This is a genomic window from Pseudomonas sp. UBA6699 (assembly GCF_002454615.1).
Classification (GTDB): Bacteria; Pseudomonadota; Gammaproteobacteria; order Pseudomonadales; family Pseudomonadaceae; genus Aquipseudomonas; species Aquipseudomonas juntendi.
The window spans coordinates 19,182-39,054 of sequence record NZ_DKJF01000041.1 but is presented as its reverse complement, the minus strand read 5'-3'; the positions used below and the strand labels follow the sequence as shown (position 1 = coordinate 39,054).

Below are 19,873 nucleotides of genomic sequence, written 5' to 3'. Positions count from 1 at the left end.
GCTCGCTCTAACAGGCGCTGCCAGGCCTTACGGCAAACACCTGTCAGCCCTTAAGGCGATCCCTGTGGGAGCTGGCTTGCCGGCGATGAAGCAAACACCAATCCACCTGACATTCCGCTTACCCAAGCCCCCACCGCTCTGGTAAAATGCGCCGCCTCAAACGTCTGCAGGCAGCACCGTGGCATTTACCCTGGTTGATTGGGCGATCATCGCGATCATCGCCGTCTCCACACTGATCAGTCTCAAGCGCGGCTTCGTCAAGGAAGCCTTGTCCTTGCTCATCTGGATCATTGCCGGTGCGGTTGCCTGGATGTTCGGCGGTTCGCTCTCGGTGTATCTTGAAAGCTACATCCAGACACCATCGATGCGCGTCATCGCCGGCTGCGCCATTCTTTTCGTCGCCACCTTGCTGGTGGGGGCCATGGTCAACTTCCTGGTCGGCGAGCTGATCCGCGTGACCGGGCTGTCCGGCACCGATCGCTTCCTGGGCATGGCCTTCGGCGCCGCGCGCGGGGCCTTGCTGGTAGTGGTGGCCATCGGCCTGATCAGCCTGGGGCCGGTTCAACAGGACACCTGGTGGCAGGAATCGCGCCTGATACCACAATTTCTTCTGGTCGCCGACTGGTCGAAAAACCTGATTCTGGGTTTCGCCGGCCAATGGTCGCCCGGTGGTCTGATCAGCGCTCCGGCTGATCTTCCGTTCAAGGAACAGTTGCTCGGGCCAGCTAAGCCCTGAGCGCTATTCACTCAAGTTTCATCAAAGTAGGGGTTGCGTCGCATGTGTGGCATCGTCGGTATCGTCGGTAAGTCGAACGTCAATCAGGCGCTGTATGACGCGCTTACGGTCCTCCAGCACCGCGGCCAGGACGCTGCCGGTATCGTGACCAGCCATGACGGCCGGTTGTTCCTGCGCAAGGATAATGGCCTGGTGCGCGACGTGTTCCAGCAGCGCCACATGCAGCGCCTGGTGGGCAACATCGGCATCGGCCATGTGCGCTACCCGACCGCGGGCAGCTCGACCTCGGCCGAGGCCCAGCCGTTCTACGTCAACTCCCCGTATGGCATCACCCTGGCGCATAACGGCAACCTGACCAACGTCGAACAGTTGGCCAAGGAGATCTACGAGTCCGACCTGCGCCACGTCAACACCAACTCCGACTCGGAAGTGCTGCTCAACGTGTTCGCCCACGAGCTGGCGGTGCGCGGCAAGCTGCAGCCGACCGAAGAAGACGTGTTCGCTGCCGTTTCCCACGTGCACAGCCGCTGTGTGGGTGGCTACGCCGTGGTGGCAATGATCACCGGCTACGGTATCGTCGGCTTCCGTGACCCGCACGGCATTCGCCCGGTGGTGTTCGGCCAGCGTCACACCGACGAAGGCGTGGAATACATGATCGCCTCCGAAAGCGTCGCCCTGGACGTGCTCGGTTTCACCCTGATCCGCGACCTGGCACCTGGCGAAGCGGTGTACATCACCGAAGAAGGCCAGCTGTTCACCAAGCAGTGCGCCGAAGCGCCGAAGCTGCAGCCATGCATCTTCGAGCATGTCTACCTGGCCCGCCCAGACTCGATCATCGACGGTGTGTCGGTGTACAAGGCGCGCCTGCGCATGGGTGAAAAGCTCGCCGACAAGATCATGCGCGAGCGCCCTGATCACGACATCGACGTGGTCATCCCGATTCCAGACACCAGCCGCACCGCCGCCCTGGAGCTGGCCAACCGCCTGGGTGTCAAGTTCCGCGAAGGCTTCGTCAAGAACCGTTACATCGGCCGTACCTTCATCATGCCTGGCCAGGCGGCGCGCAAGAAGTCGGTGCGCCAGAAGCTCAACGCCATCGAACTGGAATTCCGTGGCAAGAACGTGATGCTGGTGGACGATTCGATCGTGCGCGGTACCACGTGCAAGCAGATCATCCAGATGGCCCGCGAAGCCGGCGCCAAGAATGTCTACTTCTGCTCGGCAGCCCCGGCAGTGCGCTTCCCCAACGTCTACGGCATCGACATGCCGAGCGTGCACGAACTGATCGCCCACAACCGCACCACCGAACAGGTGGGTGAGTTGATTGGCGCCGACTGGCTGGTCTATCAGGACCTGCCGGACCTGATCGACTCGGTCGGCGGCGGCAAGATCAAGATCGAGCACTTCGACTGCGCGGTGTTCAACGGTGAGTATGTCACCGGCGATATCGACGAAGCCTACCTCGACCGCATCGAGCAGGCCCGTAACGACCTGGCCAAGGTCAAGAACCAGGCGGTCAGCGCGATCATCGACCTCTACAACAACTGATTCAGGGAGCGACGGCATGACGGATCAATGGGATGCCGGGCGACTGGACAGCGACCTCGAGGGTGTCGGTTTCGACACCCTGGCGGTGCGCGCTGGCCAAAGCCGTACACCGGAAGGCGAGCACAGCGAAGCGCTGTTCCTGACCTCCAGCTATGTGTTCCGCACGGCGGCCGACGCCGCTGCGCGTTTCGCCGGCGAAACGCCAGGCAACGTCTATTCGCGTTACACCAACCCGTCGGTGCGTGTCTTCGAAGAGCGGCTGGCAGCGATGGAAGGCGCCGAGCAGGCCGTGGGCACCTCCACTGGCATGGCGGCGCTGCTTGCGGTGGTCATGTCGTTGTGCAGTGGCGGTGACCATGTGCTGGTGTCGCAGAGCGTATTTGGCTCGACCATCAGCCTGTTCGAGAAGTACTTCAAGCGCTTCGGCCTGCAGGTGGACTACGTGCCGCTGGCCGACCTCGCGGGCTGGGAAAAGGCCATCAAGGCCAACACCAAGCTGCTGATCGTCGAATCGCCGTCCAACCCGCTGGCCGAACTGGTCGATATCACTGCCCTCAGTGAAATCGCCCATGCCCATGGCGCCATGCTGGTCGTCGACAACTGCTTCAGCACCCCGGCACTGCAGCAACCGTTGAAGCTGGGTGCCGATATCGTGTTCCACTCGGCGACCAAGTTCATCGACGGCCAGGGGCGTTGCATGGGCGGCGCAGTGGCCGGCCGAGCCGAGCAGATGAAAGAGGTGGTGGGCTTCCTGCGTACCGCAGGCCCGACCCTCAGCCCGTTCAATGCCTGGATCTTCACCAAGGGCCTGGAAACCTTGCGGTTGCGCATGCGTGCGCATTGCGAAAGTGCCCAGGCCCTGGCTGAGTGGCTGGAGCAACAGGACGGCGTGGAGAAGGTGCATTACGCCGGCTTGCCAAGCCACCCCCAGCACGCCCTGGCCAAGCGCCAGATGAGTGGGTTTGGTGCAGTGGTCAGCTTCGAGGTCAAGGGCGGCAAAGAGGGCGCCTGGCGCTTCATCGACGCCACTCGGGTGATTTCCATCACCACCAACCTGGGCGACAGCAAAACCACCATCGCCCACCCGGCCACCACGTCCCACGGGCGCCTGTCGCCTCAGGAGCGTGAGGCTGCAGGTATTCGCGACAGCCTGATCCGCGTTGCCGTGGGCCTGGAAGACGTGGCAGACCTGCAGGCCGACCTGGCGCGTGGGTTGGCCGCGCTGTGATGCAGATTGGCGGCAGCACCCCGGGCCACAACGGCCGGGTAGCGCTGGTGACCGGTGCCGCGCGCGGCATCGGCCTGGGTATTGCCGCCTGGTTGATCTGCGAGGGTTGGCAGGTGGTGCTCAGCGATCTAGACCGGCAGCGGGGTGCCAAGGTGGCCAAGGCCCTGGGTGACAATGCCTGGTTCATCACCATGGACGTTGCCGACGAGGCCCAGGTCAGTGCCGGGGTATCCGAGGTGCTCGGGCAATTTGGCCGGCTGGATGCGCTGGTGTGCAATGCAGCGATCGCCAACCCGCACAACCAGACCTTGGAAAGCCTGAGCCTGGCGCAGTGGAACCGGGTGCTGGCGGTGAACCTGAATGGCCCGATGCTGCTGGCCAAGCATTGTGCGCCGTACCTGCGTGCGCACAACGGGGCGATCGTCAACCTCACCTCCACCCGGGCGCGGCAGTCCGAGCCCGATACCGAGGCCTACGCGGCGAGCAAGGGCGGCCTGGTGGCCTTGACCCATGCGCTGGCGATGAGTTTGGGACCGGAGATCCGCGTCAATGCGGTGAGCCCAGGCTGGATCGATGCCCGTGACCCGGCGCAGCGCCGTGCCGAGCCGTTGAGCGAAGCCGACCACGCCCAGCACCCGACGGGCAGGGTAGGGACCGTGGAGGATGTGGCTGCCATGGTTGCCTGGTTGCTGTCACGGCAGGCGGCGTTCGTCACTGGCCAAGAGTTCGTGGTCGATGGCGGCATGACCCGCAAGATGATCTACACCTGAGCTTCAAGCTGCAAGCTGCAAGCTGCAAGCTGCAAGAGGGGACCGCAAGGTTCCTTCGTCATTTGTAGGGTTCAGAAATTCATCAAGCGACCCCATGCTTCTTCTTGCCACTTGCCACTTGCCACTTGCCACTTGCCACTTCTTCGAAAAAAATCCAACGGGGCTATTGACTTAGCTTCGCCACCTGCGTAAATTTCGCGGCCTCAGCGAAGCAAACGCAACAAGTAACATCGCGAGGGTGATTAGCTCAGCCGGGAGAGCATCTGCCTTACAAGCAGAGGGTCGGCGGTTCGATCCCGTCATCACCCACCACTTCCTGAGATGTTCCTGCCGCTTCAGGTTTCGCAAGAAGCCCAGAGCCAGAGAGGAACGCACTGCGCAGCGGTAGTTCAGTCGGTTAGAATACCGGCCTGTCACGCCGGGGGTCGCGGGTTCGAGTCCCGTCCGCTGCGCCATTTTTCAGTAACAGATGGGTGCCTGGCACCGGTCTGAAGCCACAAGGCCAACGCCTTGGGCTGATCCCAGTTTCAATCGGGCGCAAGCCTGAACGATACGCAGCGGTAGTTCAGTCGGTTAGAATACCGGCCTGTCACGCCGGGGGTCGCGGGTTCGAGTCCCGTCCGCTGCGCCATCTTCGTTTCAAGGTCCCTAGAACGCCTTGAAACAAACACGAGAGAAGCGATGATCCAGTCGCTTTTTTTGTGCCTGCCTCGCGGCCCTCGTGCCCCAAGGTCAGACCCAGTTTCAATCGGGCGCAAGCCTGAATGATACGCAGCGGTAGTTCAGTCGGTTAGAATACCGGCCTGTCACGCCGGGGGTCGCGGGTTCGAGTCCCGTCCGCTGCGCCATCTTCGCCCCAAGGCCCCATGAACGCCTTGAGGCAACGTCAAAGCGACCTTCGGGTCGCTTTTTTCGTTCTGGTACCTGGCTGTTATTGGCCTGGGCCCACATTTACACCAACCTTACAGGTTCTTCACCGACCAGTGGTTGGTGTGCTTGCCTGCTGTGTTGCACAATAGGCACCCTCTCGACATACCCGGAATACGCAATGACCAGATCTTCCGTCTTTGGTGCGCTCGGGCTGGCCCTGGTGCTGGCGGGCGTGAGCGGTTGTTCCTCGAAAAAAGCGGCTGTCTACGAGCACGAGAACTTCGCTGACTCGGGTACGTTCTCGCGCAGTTTCCCGGTAAGCGATGCCGGCTCTTGCGAGGCGGCGCGGCGCGCCTTGCTCAGCCAGGGCTACATCATCACCAGCAGCGGTGCCAACCAGGTAGTGGGCAACAAGAGCTTCCAGCAGAACAGCGAAAACCACCTGCAGATCAGCTTCAACGTTACCTGCGCGCCAGACGCGAGTGACGACCAGCACTCGACCATGTTCGCCAACGCCCTGCAGGACCGCTACGCGCTGAAAAAGTCCAACACCTCGGCCAGCCTGGGCGTGGGCGTGCTGGGGTCGGTGTCGATGCCGATTGGCTCCAGCGACGACTCGATGGTCAAGGTCGCGAGCGAGACGGTAACGGCGGCGCAATTCTACGATCGCTATTTTGCCTTGGTGGAAAGTTACCTGCCCAAGCCGAAGAAGGTCAGCAAAGCCAAGGTCGAAGCGCCAAAAGTGGAAAAGCCGGCGGTTACCCTGGGGCTGCCGGAGCAAGCGGCGGCGAACCCGCTGGCACCGACCCCGGCGGCAGCAGCGCCGGCACCCGCTGCTGAAACTACGCCCGCCGCGCAGGCCGCGCCTGTCACCGAAACGCAGCCCGCGCCAGCAGCGGCTGCCCCAGCCACGGAGGCGCCAGTGGCACCCGTGGTGGATGACAGCCAAGGTTCGCAGCCGCTGGCACCGCCGCCCGAAGCAGCGCCGATTCAGGTGCAGCAGGAAGCGCAGCCGGCCGAGGCAGCCACGGCCACGCCTTGATGCTTTAGCAGTGCTGGCCGCTGGCGGGCCCTGTCATACCCACAGGGCCAGCAGCGCGGCGGCCAACGCAGGTGGCATCACCAGCGCACCCAGGCACAGAAAACGCCATGCGCTGACATGTTCCCCCTCCCTGCGGATCGCCACCAGCCACAACAGGGTGGCCAGGGAGCCGGTAATCGACAGGTTCGGCCCCAGGTCGACGCCGATCAGCAAGGCTGCAGTGGTTTGCTGGGGCAGCGCCACCAGCGAGCCCATGGACCCGGCGATCAACCCGGTGGGCAGGTTGTTCATCAGGTTGCTGGCGATCGCTACACCCACGCCGCCGACCCAGCTGGCGGTAACCGGTGTTTGTGCGGACAGGCTGGCCAGTGCCTGGGCGAGGCGTTCGATCAGCCCGGTCTGTGCAACGGCTTCGACCAGTATGAACAGGCCTGCCACCAAGGGCAACACGCCCCAGGCCACGTGGCGCAGCACCGGCAGTGGGCTGCGTCGCTGCCACAGGTGGATCAGTGCCGTGGTCGCCACCCCGGCACAGAATGTTGGCAGCCCCAGCGCCCGGTCCAGTGCCGAGGCGCCCAGCAGCAACGCGCCGGTGACCACGATGCCCATTGCACACAGGCGGGCGCCAGTCGTCAGGGGCGCGCCGCTCACGCTCAGCGCCAGCGGTTGGCGGATCTGCCGGCGCTGAGTCACCCGCAGCACCCCATAGGTCAGGCAGATTGCGGCCAGGGAAGGCAGGCTGAACTGGCGTAGCCAGTCCAGCAGTGGCGGCATATGGCTGCCGAATACCACCAGGTTGGCAGGGTTGGAGATAGGCAGTACGAAACTCGCGGCGTTGGCGATGAAGGCGCAGATGAACAGGTAGGGCAGTGGGTCGGCCTTGGCGGCCTTGCACGCGGCATAGACTGCCGGGGTAAGGACCACGGCCGTGGCGTCGTTGGACAGGAACACCGTAACCAGCGTGCCCACCAGGAATACCAGGTCGAACAGCCGTTGCCCGGAACCCCGCGCATGCTGCACGGCATACCGTGCCAGCCAGTCGAACAGGCCTTCCTGGCGAGCGAGTTCGGCCAGTACCATCATGCCGATCAGAAACAGGTAGACGTCACCGCCTTCGGCCACCGCGGCCAGGGCCCGCCGAGGCGTCATCAGGCCAAGGCCGACCAGCAGCACCGCCCCGCCCATGGCCCAGACGTACTCCGGAACGCGCCATGGGCGCAAAATGACGCCGCAGGTCGCCAGTGCGGCGACCGCCCAGATGATCAATGCACTTTCACTGACCTGCATAAGGCGCTCAGTTTCCGACAGGGGTGGGCAGTGGCGCTGGCAGGCTGCGCGGGTGCGTTTCTGGCAGCGCCAGCACTACCAGGATGAAGGCGACCCCGGCGATACCGGCCAGGGTCAGGAACGCCGCATCGTAGCCCGCAGCCTGCACTACCAGCCCGGCGATGCCAGGGCTGAGCGCGGCGCCCAGCCCGAACACCGCGGTCAGCGCGCCAAGGCTCACATTGAATCGGCCGGTGCCTTCGGTCAGGTCCTTGACCACAATCGGGAACAGCGCACCGAAGATCCCGGCGCCGATGCCATCGAGCAGTTGCACGCCCACCAGCCAGAACGGGTTGTCAGACACCACGTAGAGCGCCCCGCGAAGCGGCAGTATCAGGAAACCGATCAGCAGGAACGGCTTGCGGCCCCAGTGTTCGGCCTTGGCGCCTACCAGCAGCGCCATGGGCACCATCACCAGTTGCGCGGCAACGATGCAGGCGGAGGTCAGCGGGGTGGCCAGCTGCAGGTCGACCTGCGAGAGCTTCTGGCTGACCAGTGGCAGCATGGCCGCGTTGGCCAGGTGAAACAGCGCGCAACACGCGGCGAATACCAGCAGGGTCCGGTTGTGCAGCAGTACCCGCAGCCCTGCAGGGGCGTCATCACCGCCAGGGCTATGCGCCAGGCCGCGAGCCAGTTGGTGATCGATGGCCGTGGCAGGCACGCAGCTCACCGCCACCACACTGGCCACGGTCAAGACGGCCATCAGGTAGAACACCACCACCGGGCCGAACAGGTAGGCCAGGCCGCCGGCCAGCAGCGCCGAACAGGCGTTGCCGGCATGGTTGAAGGTTTCGTTGCGGCCTACCCGGCGGGTAAAGGCCTTGGGGCCGCTGATGCCCAAGGATATGGCGGCAATCGCTGGCGCAAAGATCGAGCCCGCCAGGGCACTGATGGTCTGGGTCAGGGCTACCCCGCCGAACGAGGAAATCCACGGCAACAGCAGGCAGCTGCCAGTCACCAGCAGCGCAGCGATCACCACCACGGCACGCTTGGCTTTGGTACGGTCGATTAATGCCCCTGCCGGGGTTTGCGCCAACAGTGCAGCAATGCCTGCCAGGCTCATCACCAGGCCGATGCTTGCCGGTTGCCATTGATGCACCGCCAGCAGGTAGATGGCCAGGTATGGCCCAAGCCCGTCGCGCACATCTGCCAAAAAGAAGTTCAGCCAGTCGAGGGCGCCGTCGGGGGAAGCGGGAGAGCGTGGTTTGGCCAAGATGCAATCTCGAAAGGGATCATGGGGGGAGCGCACCTGCGGTGTGCGCCGGCCGCAACGGACAGGCACACAGCTTCGCCCGGGCCATGCTCGGTGGTCGTTATTCAATTGACAACTGGGTGGTGAAAAGCGCTTCGAAAACCGTACGTGAAACATTCTTAATGGCTGCTTCACGCCGCAGGCGCTTCCCGCTTCGCTAGCATGCCGTGCTTTTACTGCGGAGAAAACTCCAGTGTTTCGAATGTTGTCCTGTGCTGCTGTATTGGCATCTTCACTGACCTGCTCGCTCGCCCAGGCTGCGCCTGCCGAACCGGCGACCCTTACGGTCCTGAGCTCCGGTGGCATCATGGGCGCAATCCGGGAAGTGGCGCCTGCCTACGAGAAGAAATTCGGGGTCAAGCTGCAGGTGCTGGCCGCGCCTTCCATGGGCGAAACGCCACAGGCCATTCCCAACAGGCTTGCCCGTGCCGAGCCGGCGGACGTTGTGCTGATGGTGGGTGCTGCCTTGGACAAGCTGGTGGCGGGTGGCCAGGCTGACAAGAGCAGCCGGGTCGACCTGGGCCAATCGTTCATCGCCATGGCCGTGCGCCAAGGCCAGCCCAAGCCGGATATCAGCACCTTGCAGGGCTTGCGCGCCGTACTGCTCAACAGCAAATCCGTGGCGTACTCCGACAGCGCCAGCGGCGTCTACCTGTCCAAGACCCTGTTCCCCGGCATGCACCTGGGTGCTGGCTTCGCGGCCAAGGCCCACATGATTCCTGCCGAGCCGGTAGGCGCTGTGATCGCTCGCGGCCAGGCTGAAATCGGCTTCCAGCAGTTGAGCGAGCTCAAACCCGTCAAGGGCATCGATATCGTTGGCCTGATCCCGGCCGAAGCCCAGAAAATGACCCTGTATTCGGGCGCGGTGGTCAGCAACAGCCAGCACCATGCCGCCGCGCAGGCGCTGCTTGACTACCTGGCATCGCCACAAGCCGACGCAGCGATCGAGGACAGCGGCCTGAAGCCACTGCCCCATTCGCGCGGTTAGCGGCAGGGGGCGGCGCCATCGGGCCTGCTACAGGCTAAGATGCCCAAGGATAGCCCCCTATCGTTGAAAGAGAGCTGTATGGAGTTACGTCAACTTCGCTATTTCCTGAGTGTCCTGGAGCACGGCAGCCTTGGCAGGGCTGCGGTCGAGCTTGGCGTCGGTGCTTCGGCACTGAGCCAGCAATTGTCAAAGCTGGAAAGCGAGGTCTGTACCCGGTTGCTGACGCGCTCGAGCACCGGCGTGTCGCCGACTGCTGCGGGCCTGGCCTTCGAGTACCACGCGCGCCTGGCCCTGCGCCAGGCAGAGCACGCTGTGTTGGCCGCGCAAAGCGGCCGCATGAGCGGCTATGTCAGCGTGGGCCTGGCGCCGACTACAGCGTCGGTGCTGGGCCTGGCGCTGATCGACAAGATGCGTGAACGCTACCCCGACATCCGCCTGCACCTGGTGGAGATGCTCTCGGGCTACCTGGTGAACCAGCTCAACGCCAGGCACCTTGACCTTGCGGTGTTGTTCCAGGCAGAAGCGGGGCCGCGGCTGGATGTGCGGCCGCTGCTGACCGAGCGGCTGTTTGCACTCATCCCCGCCGCGCTGGTGCGCCCCGAATGGGGTGAATCGCTGACGTTGCAGCAGATCGCCACGCTGCCCTTGGTGATGCCCAGCACACAGCACGGCTTGCGCGCGACCCTGCGCGCGATCTTCGAGCGTGCCGGGCTGGAGGCCAACATTGTCATGGAAGTCGATGGCCTGTCGCTGCTGATGGATTGCGTTTGTGCGGGCCATGCCGCCACCCTGCAGCCGGGCGCCACGGTGGCCCGGGCGCACCAGGCGGGGTTGCGGGTCTATGCCATTGATGATGCCCAGGCGCAGCGCCGCAATGTGATGGTCAGCCTGGCCGACGACGAGCTGTCACCGGCTGCACTGGCGACCCGGATCGTGCTGCAGGAAGTGGCGCGGGCGCTGGTGGAGCAGGGGCGGTGGCCTGGCGCCCGGCTGCTCTGACGGTGGCCCGCTGCTTGCCCACCCTTTAGAAAAACTGAAGGCCCCCCCGGTGTCATCGCGTTTCGCCCCGCCCAGGCACTGATTAAAGTCCCTGGCCACGAGGAGCAGCCGACCATTCGGCGCTTCGTGACCTGGAGGCGAAATGATCGATGTGCTAGTCATCGGAGGGGGTAATGCCGCCCTCTGTGCCGCGCTGATGGCGCGCGAGGCCGGAGCCAGCGTGCTGCTGCTCGAGGCCGCACCCCGCGCCTGGCGTGGTGGCAATTCCCAACACACGCGCAACCTGCGCTGCATGCATGACGCCCCGCAGGGTGTGCTAGTCGAAGCATACCCCGAAGAGGAGTTCTGGCAGGACCTGCTCAAGGTCACCGGGGGCCAGACCGACGAAAAGCTCGCGCGCCTGGTGATCCGTGCCTCTGCCAGTTGCCGGGGCTGGATGCACCGGCATGGCGTGCATTTTCAGCCTTCCTTGTCCGGTGCGCTGCACACTGCCCGCACCAACGCGTTTTTCATGGGGGGTGGCAAGGCGCTGGTCAATGCCTATTTCCGCAGTGCCGAAAAGCTGGGCGTGCAGATACGCTACGACACGCCTGTGGCCGACATCGAGCTGGACAACGGCCGCTTCGTTGCGGCCCATGTGCCGGCGCGCGAGGTTCAGGGGCGCACCCTGCCGGGCGAACGTATCGAGGCGCGCAGTTGTGTGCTGGCGGCCGGTGGCTTCGAGTCCAACCGCCAGTGGTTGCGCGATGCCTGGGGGCAGAACGAGCGGGGCGAATGGCCTGCGGACAACTTCCTGATTCGTGGTACGCGGTTCAACGAAGGGGTGCTGTTGCGCCGCATGATCGAACAGGGTGCCGACACCATCGGCGACCCCACGCAAGCGCACATGGTGGCGATCGACGCCCGGGCGCCGCTTTACGACGGCGGCATCTGCACGCGTATCGACTGTGTGTCGCTGGGGGTGGTGGTCAACCGCGACGGCCAGCGCTTTTACGATGAAGGCGAGGATTTCTGGCCCAAGCGCTATGCCATCTGGGGCCGGCTGGTGGCTCAGCAGCCAGGGCAGGTGGGTTTCTCGATCATTGACCAGAAAGCCCTAGGTCGTTTCATGCCGCCAGTGTTCCCGGGCGCCCGCGCCGACACCCTGGAGGAGCTGGCGGCGTTGCTCGGTTTGCCCGTGCCGGCCTTCGTCGAGACGGTGCAGGCCTACAACCGCGCCTGCCGGGTCGGCAGCTTCGATCACACCCGCCTGGACGACTGCCACACCCAAGGCCTGCAACCGGTGAAAAGCCACTGGGCTCGGCCGCTCGACACGCCGCCTTACTACGGCTACCCGCTGCGCCCCGGCGTGACCTTCACCTACCTGGGGCTGCGCACCGATGAAACGGCGGCCGTGCATTTTGCCGGTCGGCCCAGCCCCAACCTGTTCGTCGCCGGCGAAATGATGGCGGGGAATGTGCTGGGCAAGGGCTACACGGCAGGTGTCGGCATGTCCATCGGCACTGCCTTCGGCCGCATCGCCGGCACCAGCGCCGCTGCCGCAACCGGCCACGACCATCCAGAACACGAGAACGACCATGACCGCGCAACTGCCTGAAGCACACCAGCCCGTCGCCCAACCCGCAGCACTTGAACTGATACCTGCGCTGAACCTGGAAGAGCAGGAAGTCGACCGGCAAATGCGTATCTGCAATGCCTGCCGCTACTGCGAGGGCTTTTGTGCCGTATTCCCGGCAATGACCCGTCGGCTTGAGTTCGGCAAGGCCGACATCCACTACCTGGCCAACCTGTGCCACAACTGTGGGGCCTGCCTGCATGCCTGCCAGTACGCCGACCCCCACGAATTTGCCGTGAACGTGCCCCAGGCCATGGCCAAGGTGCGTGGCCAGACCTACGTCGAGTACGCCTGGCCGGCCCGCTTCGGCCGGCTGTATCAGCACAACGGCAGCTACGTCGCCGTTGCCCTGTCGCTGGCCCTATCGCTGTTCCTGCTGCTGACCTTGTGGCTCAACGGCACGTTGTTGCCGGGGCGGCTGGCCGGAAACTTCTACGCGGTATTCCCGCACAACACCCTGGCATTGATGTTCGGTGGGGTATTCGCTGCGGCGGGCCTGGCGCTTGGGGTTGCGGTACGTCGCTTCTGGCGCGCTGTGTCGCCTGCAAACGCCCAGGCGCAACCCGCCCAAGGCGCCGTGCTGGAGGCAACCAGCGCGGTGTTGACCTTGAAGTACCTGGACGGTGGCCACGGCCAGGGCTGCAACAATGCCGATGACCGCTACACGCTGTGGCGCCGGCGCTTCCATCACATGACCTTCTACGGCTTCATGCTGTGCTTTGCCGCCACGGTGGTCGCTACCGGCTACCACTACCTGCTGGGCCAGCAGGCGCCATACCCGCTGCTCAGCGCGCCGGTGCTGCTGGGTACCCTGGGGGGTATCGGCCTGATCGTCGGCCCGCTCGGGTTGCTGGCGCTGAACCTGCGCCGGGCCCCGGAGCAGGGCGACGTCGCCCAGCGCCCCATGGACCGTGCCTTCATCCTGCTCCTGCTGCTGGTCAGCGCCAGTGGCCTTGCCTTGCTGGGCCTGCGTGATACTGCAGCGATGGCGATCGTGCTGGCGCTGCACCTGGGTACGGTCATGGCGCTGTTCATCACGTTGCCCTATGGCAAGTTCGCCCATGGGCTGTTCCGCTCGGCGGCCCTGCTCAAGTTCGCCATCGAGAAGCGCCGCCCCAACACCCTCGGCCTGGGCGGGGAATGACGATGAGTGCTGCCGCCCTGCACCCCTCGCTGCACCCAGGCCAACGCCAGGCTGACCGGTCAGCGGTTGGGCCACTTCTCCAGCAGGATCGAGACGAATTTTTCCGCCGCCGGCGACAGCGAGGCGCCACGCCGGTAGACCAGGCCCAGGGTGCGAGTGACCTCGGGTTCGGTCAGCGGCACGCTGACCAGCGTCGGGTGGTCGGCGTTGGGCATGGCCAGGCTGGGCATGGCCGACACGCCCAGCCCGGCTTCGACCATGCCCAGCGAGGTGGACAGGTGCTGCACTTCATAAAACCACTTGGGCCGCAGGTTGAGCCCGGACAGGGCGTGGTCCAGCAGCATTCGGTTGCCGCTCAGCCGGCCCACGCCAATCAGGCGGTAGTCGGCCAGTTCCGTCCAGGTCACGCATTCCCGGTTTGCCAGCTTGTGGTCGCGACGGCAAGCCAGCACGAAATGCTCCTGTACCAAAGAGACGAACTCGATGTCCGGGTGCTGGCCGCTCATCATGTTGATGCCGAAGTCGGCTTCACCGCGCAGCACGGCTTCAAGCCCGTCGTTGGCACTGAGGTCAAGCAGGCGGATACGGATCTTCGGGTATTGCTCGTTGTAGTCGCGAATCACCGACGGCAGGAAATAGAACGCGGCGGTGGGGATGCAGGCCAGGGTCACCTGGCCGGTCTGGCGCTCGGCCAGCTCGCGAATGCTCAGGATCGAGTCTTCGAAGTCATCCAGCAGGCGCCTGGCCTTGGGCAGGAAGTCGCGCCCGACACTGGTCAGGCTGACGCGACGGGTGGTGCGCTCAAGCAGGGACGTGCCCAACCCTTCTTCCAGCTTCTTGATCCGCCGGCTGAGCGCCGGCTGGGACAAATGCAGCGCTTCCGCAGCCTCGTGGAAACTGCCGAGTTCGGCGATTTTCACGAAAGATCGGATGTCTTGGAGTTCATATTCCATCTCGAATCGCTCTCTGGCCCCGGTGTTTAATTGATGCCTGGATCGGAATAATAGCTACGATATTTGCATTGGATTGATTTATCCATCCCTGTCAATCTTGTGTCCACAACATCAATGATGTCCATTGATCAACAAGAGTGCGAAATCATGCAACGAATTCCTTGCGTACTCATGCGCGGTGGCACCTCCAAGGGGCCGTTTTTCCACGCCTGGGACCTGCCTGCCAACGTGGTCGAGCGCGACGAATTACTGATCAACCTGATGGGCTCCGGGCATGAACTGGAGATCGACGGGATCGGTGGCGGTAGCCCGCAGACCAGCAAGGTGGCGATTGTAAGCCCTTCGCTGCATGCCGACGCTGACGTAGATTACCTGTTCGTGCAGGTCATGGTCGCGCAGCGCAGGGTCGACACCGCCCCTAACTGCGGCAACATGCTGTGCGCCGTTGGCCCGTTCGCCATCGAGCAAGGGTTGGTCAAGGGCCAGGAAGGCAAGACCCTGGTGCGCATCCGCAACCTCAACACCGGAACGTTCGTCAACTCGCTGGTGGAAACCCCCGGCGGGATCGTGCGTTACGAAGGCCGCACGGCGATCGATGGCGTTCCGGGCACTGCCGCCCCGGTGCAGCTGACGTTCCTCGATGCGGTTGGCAGCAAGACCGGCAAGCTGTTCCCGACCGGCCAGGCCACCGACGTGATCGACGGCGTACCGGTCACCTGCATCGACATGGCCATGCCGATGATGGTGGTCGAGGCCAGCCAGCTCGGTGTCACCGGTTCGGAAACGCCTGCCGAACTCGATGCCAACGAAGACCTGCTCAAGCGCCTGGAAGCGCTGCGCCTGAAGGCCGGCAAGGCCATGGGCCTGGGCGATGTCAGCGGGATGGTCATCCCCAAGCCGGTATTGGTTTCCAAGCCGCGCTATGACGGCACCCTGCAGGTTCGCTACTTCATGCCGCACAGCTGCCACCGCGCGCTGGCCATTACAGGTTCGATCGGGTTGGCCACTGCCTGTGTCAGCCCTGGCACCGTGATCGGTGAACTGCTGGGCGAGGGCGCCGAGCAATTGACCGAAGTGCGCCTGGAACACCCAAGCGGTGGCATCGATGTGGCATTGTCGCGCACCGGCGCCGATGGCAAGACCATCCAGGCCTCGGTGGTGCGAACTGCCCGACGGTTGTTCTCAGGTTTCGTTTACGCCCCTACATTCCGCAGATTGGCCGGGTAGCTCTGGCAGCCGTTCAGCTCCAAACAATTGCAACAAGCGCATCCGCACAATTTCAACAATGGGTGATGCCTCATGAGACTCGCCAAATCGCTGTACTTTCAGATCCTCTGCGCCGTCCTGCTGGGCGTAGTGGTCGGCCACTTCTGGGCGCAACAGGCTGTTGCGCTCAAGCCGCTGGGTGATGCTTTCATCAAGCTGATCAAGATGATGATTGCCCCGGTGGTGTTCTGCACCATCGTCACCGGCATCGCCGGCATGACCGACAAGCGCTCCTTGGGGCGCTTGATGAGCAAGACATTGCTGTTGTTCCTGGGCCTGACCGTGGTCAGCCTGATGATCGGCCTGGCGGCGGTGTACCTGTTCCGCCCGGGCGTCGGCATGAACATCGACCCTGCGACCCTCAGCACTGCCGGGCTGAGCCAGTACGCTGCGTCGGCGGCCAAGCTCAGCGTGGTCGACTTCTTCATGCACATCATCCCGGACACCTTCATCGGTGCGTTCAACAAGGGTGAGGTGCTGCCGGTGCTGTTCATCGCCGTGCTCAGCGGTTTTGCCCTGTCGTCCATGGGCGAGAAGGGCAAGCCGGTACTGAATGTGCTGGAATCGGCCTCGACCATGGTGTTCCGCATCTTCGGCTACCTGATGCGCTTCGCCCCCATCGGCGCCTTCGGTGCACTGGCGTTCACGGTCGGCCAGTACGGCGTGACCTCGCTGGGTGCCTTGGCCAAGCTGGTCGGTACGCTGTATATCGCCTGTGCGTTCTTCGTGCTGGTGGTGCTCGGCGGCATCTGCCGTGCCTATGGCTTCAGCCTGTGGAAGCTGCTGCGCTACTTCCGCGAGGAGTTCCTGGTGGTGCTCGGCACGTCCTCCACCGAGCCGGTGCTGCCGCGCATGCTGGAGAAGCTGGAGAAACTGGGCTGCAAGAAGGGCGTGGTCGGGCTGGTGCTGCCTACCGGCTATTCCTTCAACCTCGACGGCACGGCCATCTACCTGTCGCTGGCCGCGGTGTTCATCGCCCAGGCCTGCAACATCGACCTGACCCTTGGCCAGACGGTGACCATGCTGGCGATCATGCTGCTGTCGTCCAAAGGGGCAGCAGGCGTGACCGGCAGTGGTTTCGTGGCCCTGGCCTCGACCCTCACCGTGATCCACGACATCCCGCTCGCCGGGCTTGCCTTGCTGATCGGTATCGACCGCTTCATGTCCGAAGCGCGCGCCCTGACCAGCCTGGCCAGCAACGCCGTCGCGACCGTGGTCATCTCCCTGTCGGAGAATGCCTGTGACCGAAAAACGCTGCTGCGCCGCCTGAACGGGATCCCGGCCGCTGCAGACGAGACCGACACGGCGCAGGCCGACTGGGCTGCAGAGCCTCGGCACCACGGCTGAATACCTTTTCCATCTGTCCTCGCTGACTTGAAATCCCACCCAGCACCCTGACGGTGCGGGTGGGGTAGGGGGCCGTCTGCCCTGCTGGCGGCCGCAACACAATAAAAACAAGAGAAAAAACCATGCTCGCACTCCTGGGCCTGATCATGGTGGTGACCTTCACCTACCTGATCATGAGTAAACGCCTGTCACCCATCGTGGCGCTCACCGTCGTACCGATTGTCTTCGCAGTGATCGGTGGCTTTGCCCCCGAACTGGGCAAGATGATGCTCGATGGCTTGAAAATGGTGGCACCGTCAGCCGCACTGCTGTTGTTCGCCATCCTGTTCTTCGGCCTGATGATCGATGCCGGCCTGTTCGACCCGCTGATCCGCAAGATCCTCAAGCGCGTCAATGGCGACCCGGTCAAGATCGCCATCGGCACCGCGCTGTTGTCGCTGGTGGTAGCGCTGGACGGTGACGGCACCACCACGTACATGATCACGTGCGCTGCCATGCTGCCGTTGTACCGTCGCATCGGCATGAACCCGATGATCCTGGCCACGGTATCGATGCTGTCGCTGAGTATCATGAGTGGCATGAGCCCCTGGGGCGGGCCGGCGACCCGAGCCATTGCCGCGTTGGGCCTGGACGCCACCGAATACTTCATCCCGATGTTGCCGACCGTGATCGGTGGCGCTGCCTGGGTGGTGTTCACCGCCTTCCTGCTGGGCCGTGCCGAGCGTCGCCGCATCGGGAACACCGCCCTGGAGTCGGGTGGTGGCAATTGCTACATCAAGGAAATCCTCGGCGACGCTCCCCACAAGCGTCCACGTCTGGCCTATGTGAACCTGGCCCTGGTGATCGCCGTGATGACCGCGTTGGTCTTCGGGGTAATGCACGCAGCGATCCTCTTCATGATCGGCTTCGTCGCCGCGCTGATGATCAACTACCCACAACTGGACCTGCAGAAAGAACGCATCCTCGCCCATTCGGGCAATGCCATGACCGTGGTGTTGCTGGTATTTGCCGCAGGTATCTTCGCTGGGATCTTCTCGGGCACCAAGATGGTCGACGCCCTGGCGCAGACCCTGGTCGACTGGATTCCTGCCGCCTGGAGCCACTGGTTCCCACTGGTGGTGGCCCTGACCAGCATGCCATTGACCTTCGTGCTGTCGAACGACGCCTACTACTTTGGCGTGGTACCGATCCTGGCTAATGCCGCGACCGCCTATGGCATCGACCCGATTGAAATCGCCCGCGCCTCGGTGCTGGGCCAGCCGGTGCACCTGATGAGCCCACTGGTGGCCTCGACCCTGCTGTTGGTGGGGATGGTCGACCGCGACATCGGTGACTTCCAGAAAGCCACGGTGAAATGGGCGGTGCTCACATCGTTGGTGATCACTGCGCTGGCGCTGGCCACCGGTGCCTTGTCCTTCTTCGTCTGAACTGCTTCGGGCGCCGACCGGCGCCCCGCTCACCCAAAAACAACAATAGAGTATCAATCATGTCCCGAGCTGTTTTCCGTGGGGCCACCTGTGGCCTGCTGTGCGGCTGGCTGCCTGTGGCCGGCGCCGCCGGTTTCGTCGACGATAGCAAGCTGAAGCTGCAACTGCGCAATGTGTACTTCAACGAAAACTTTCGCGACGAACAGGGCATGAGCCCGCGCGCCGCTGCCACCGCCAAGAGCGAGCGTGTGGAATGGGCGCAGGGCTTCCTGCTCGACTATCAGTCCGGCTTCACCCAGGGCCCCCTGGGGCTGGGGCTCGACGCCATGGGGCTGCTCGGCGTTCGGCTCGATTCGGGCCGAGGCCGCAGCGGTACCGGTTTGCTGCCGACGCATGACGATGGCCGCGCCGCTGACGAGTTTGCCAGTGCCGGCGTGACGGCCAAGGCGCGCCTGGGGCAGACCGTGGTCAAGCATGGCACCTTGCTGCCGAAAACCCCGGTGCTGATCTACAACGATGCCCGCTTGTTGCCGCAAACCTACCAAGGCACCCAGCTGACCAGCACCGACATCGACAACCTGACCCTGACTGCCGGGCACCTGAACCGCTTCAAGCTGCGCGACTCCTCTGACAGCACTGGCCTGTACCTGGACGGTTACAGCGGTGACGAGTCTGGCGATTTCAACTTTGCCGGCGCCGACTACGCCGTCAACAAGCAGTTGAAGTTGAGCTATTTCCACGGCCAGCTGGAACACTTCTACCGCCAGGACTTTGCCGGGTTGATCTACGACCTGCCCCTGGCCGGCGGCGTGCTCACCACCGACTTGCGCTATTTCAACAGCCGCGACAGCGGCGCTGCCCGGGGCGGCGAAATCGACAATGACATGTTTAGCGGGCAACTGTCGTACACCCATTCCGGGCACACATTCGGGGGTGGCTACCAGGTGCTCGACGGCAAGGCCGGGCTGCCCTACATCAGCGGCGCCACGGTGTACTCGTTCAGTAACGTGGGTATCGGCAAGTTCATCGAGGAAGAGGAGAAAACCTGGATGGCCAGCTATGCCTACAACTTCGCTGCGGCAGGCATCCCAGGGCTTACCTTCATGACCCGCTACCTGAGCGGGGATAACGGGCGCTCGGCTGACGCTGGGCTGAGCGAGTGGGAGCGCGACATGGAGCTTGCCTACGTGGTGCAATCCGGGCCGGTCAAGGGCCTTGGCGTGAAGCTGCGCAACTACGTGTACCGCTCCGACTTCTCCCGCGGGCGTGACAGCAACCGCATCTACCTGACCTACGACATCGCCCTCTGGTAAGGGCTGAGCGCCGCAGTCAGCCCTGGCGGGTCAGCCTGAGTGGCCGGCC

Annotated in this window: 16 protein-coding genes and 4 tRNA genes; 17 read left to right on the top strand and 3 right to left on the bottom strand. The window is 63.9% G+C overall.

All coding sequences use genetic code 11. The features are described from left to right. Positions 1-178: 178 nt before the first annotated feature. The 9 genes from B3361_RS07910 (at position 179) to B3361_RS07870 (ending at position 6,194) form a co-directional block, all read left to right on the top strand. Complete coding sequence (locus B3361_RS07910; RefSeq protein ID WP_029886425.1) at positions 179-736, top strand: CvpA family protein; 558 nt, start codon at positions 179-181, stop codon at positions 734-736. Positions 737-778: 42 nt separating this feature from the next. Continuing rightward, positions 779-2,284, top strand: coding sequence for an amidophosphoribosyltransferase (purF, locus tag B3361_RS07905; protein WP_009683775.1), 1,506 nt, complete (start codon positions 779-781; stop codon positions 2,282-2,284). 16 nt (positions 2,285-2,300) lie between these two features. Further along, entirely contained in the window at positions 2,301-3,512 is a 1,212-nt protein-coding gene (locus B3361_RS07900; RefSeq protein WP_054905333.1) for an O-succinylhomoserine sulfhydrylase, read from the top strand. Then, positions 3,512-4,282: an SDR family oxidoreductase gene (locus B3361_RS07895; protein ID WP_054905332.1), complete on the top strand. Its 771-nt coding sequence runs from the start codon at positions 3,512-3,514 to the stop codon at positions 4,280-4,282. The genes B3361_RS07900 and B3361_RS07895 overlap by 1 nt, the downstream gene beginning before the upstream one ends. 236 nt (positions 4,283-4,518) lie before the next feature. Beyond that, positions 4,519-4,594 (top strand) — tRNA-Val (locus B3361_RS07890). Positions 4,595-4,660: 66 nt separating this feature from the next. Then, positions 4,661-4,737: transfer RNA gene (locus B3361_RS07885), tRNA-Asp, on the top strand. A gap of 99 nt (positions 4,738-4,836) precedes the next feature. After that, positions 4,837-4,913 (top strand) — tRNA-Asp (locus tag B3361_RS07880). A gap of 140 nt (positions 4,914-5,053) precedes the next feature. Next, positions 5,054-5,130: transfer RNA gene (locus B3361_RS07875), tRNA-Asp, on the top strand. A gap of 200 nt (positions 5,131-5,330) precedes the next feature. Then, the gene (locus B3361_RS07870) at positions 5,331-6,194 is read left to right on the top strand and encodes a DUF2242 domain-containing protein (RefSeq protein ID WP_009683772.1); all 864 of its coding nucleotides are present in this window, start codon (positions 5,331-5,333) and stop codon (positions 6,192-6,194) included. Positions 6,195-6,227: 33 nt separating this feature from the next. On the opposite strand, the gene B3361_RS07865 is transcribed toward B3361_RS07870, so the two are convergent. After that, a complete protein-coding gene (locus B3361_RS07865; protein WP_054905331.1) occupies positions 6,228-7,481 on the bottom strand; it encodes an arsenic transporter in 1,254 nt (417 codons plus the stop codon). A 7-nt stretch (positions 7,482-7,488) separates the two neighbouring features. Continuing rightward, the gene (locus tag B3361_RS07860; RefSeq protein WP_054905330.1) at positions 7,489-8,733 is read right to left on the bottom strand and encodes an MFS transporter; all 1,245 of its coding nucleotides are present in this window, start codon (positions 8,731-8,733) and stop codon (positions 7,489-7,491) included. Between the two features lie 232 nt (positions 8,734-8,965). Between B3361_RS07860 and B3361_RS07855 the strand changes: the two genes are divergently transcribed. From B3361_RS07855 to tcuB, 4 genes are all read left to right on the top strand, one after another. Next, a complete protein-coding gene (locus B3361_RS07855) occupies positions 8,966-9,760 on the top strand; it encodes a substrate-binding domain-containing protein (protein WP_054905329.1) in 795 nt (264 codons plus the stop codon). A gap of 78 nt (positions 9,761-9,838) precedes the next feature. Further along, complete coding sequence (locus tag B3361_RS07850; RefSeq protein WP_054905328.1) at positions 9,839-10,759, top strand: LysR family transcriptional regulator; 921 nt, start codon at positions 9,839-9,841, stop codon at positions 10,757-10,759. A 142-nt stretch (positions 10,760-10,901) separates the two neighbouring features. Then, a complete protein-coding gene (tcuA, locus tag B3361_RS07845; RefSeq protein ID WP_054905327.1) occupies positions 10,902-12,356 on the top strand; it encodes an FAD-dependent tricarballylate dehydrogenase TcuA in 1,455 nt (484 codons plus the stop codon). Beyond that, complete coding sequence (gene tcuB / locus B3361_RS07840; protein ID WP_054905326.1) at positions 12,337-13,518, top strand: tricarballylate utilization 4Fe-4S protein TcuB; 1,182 nt, start codon at positions 12,337-12,339, stop codon at positions 13,516-13,518. The genes tcuA and tcuB overlap by 20 nt, the downstream gene beginning before the upstream one ends. Positions 13,519-13,577: 59 nt before the next feature. Here tcuB and B3361_RS07835 read toward each other — a convergent pair whose 3' ends face one another. Beyond that, the gene (locus tag B3361_RS07835; protein ID WP_009683764.1) at positions 13,578-14,471 is read right to left on the bottom strand and encodes a LysR family transcriptional regulator; all 894 of its coding nucleotides are present in this window, start codon (positions 14,469-14,471) and stop codon (positions 13,578-13,580) included. Positions 14,472-14,618: 147 nt separating this feature from the next. Between B3361_RS07835 and B3361_RS07830 the strand changes: the two genes are divergently transcribed. From B3361_RS07830 to B3361_RS07815, 4 genes are all read left to right on the top strand, one after another. After that, positions 14,619-15,698: a 4-oxalomesaconate tautomerase gene (locus B3361_RS07830; protein WP_082416152.1), complete on the top strand. Its 1,080-nt coding sequence runs from the start codon at positions 14,619-14,621 to the stop codon at positions 15,696-15,698. A gap of 72 nt (positions 15,699-15,770) precedes the next feature. Further along, positions 15,771-17,084 carry a dicarboxylate/amino acid:cation symporter gene (locus tag B3361_RS07825; protein WP_054905324.1) on the top strand — a complete coding sequence of 438 codons (1,314 nt, stop codon included), beginning with the start codon at positions 15,771-15,773 and terminating at the stop codon, positions 17,082-17,084. A gap of 122 nt (positions 17,085-17,206) precedes the next feature. After that, a complete protein-coding gene (locus tag B3361_RS07820; protein ID WP_054905323.1) occupies positions 17,207-18,511 on the top strand; it encodes a CitMHS family transporter in 1,305 nt (434 codons plus the stop codon). Positions 18,512-18,570: 59 nt separating this feature from the next. Further along, positions 18,571-19,824, top strand: a complete 1,254-nt coding sequence (locus B3361_RS07815) for an OprD family porin (RefSeq protein WP_054905322.1) — start codon at positions 18,571-18,573, stop codon at positions 19,822-19,824. Positions 19,825-19,873: the final 49 nt, after the last annotated feature.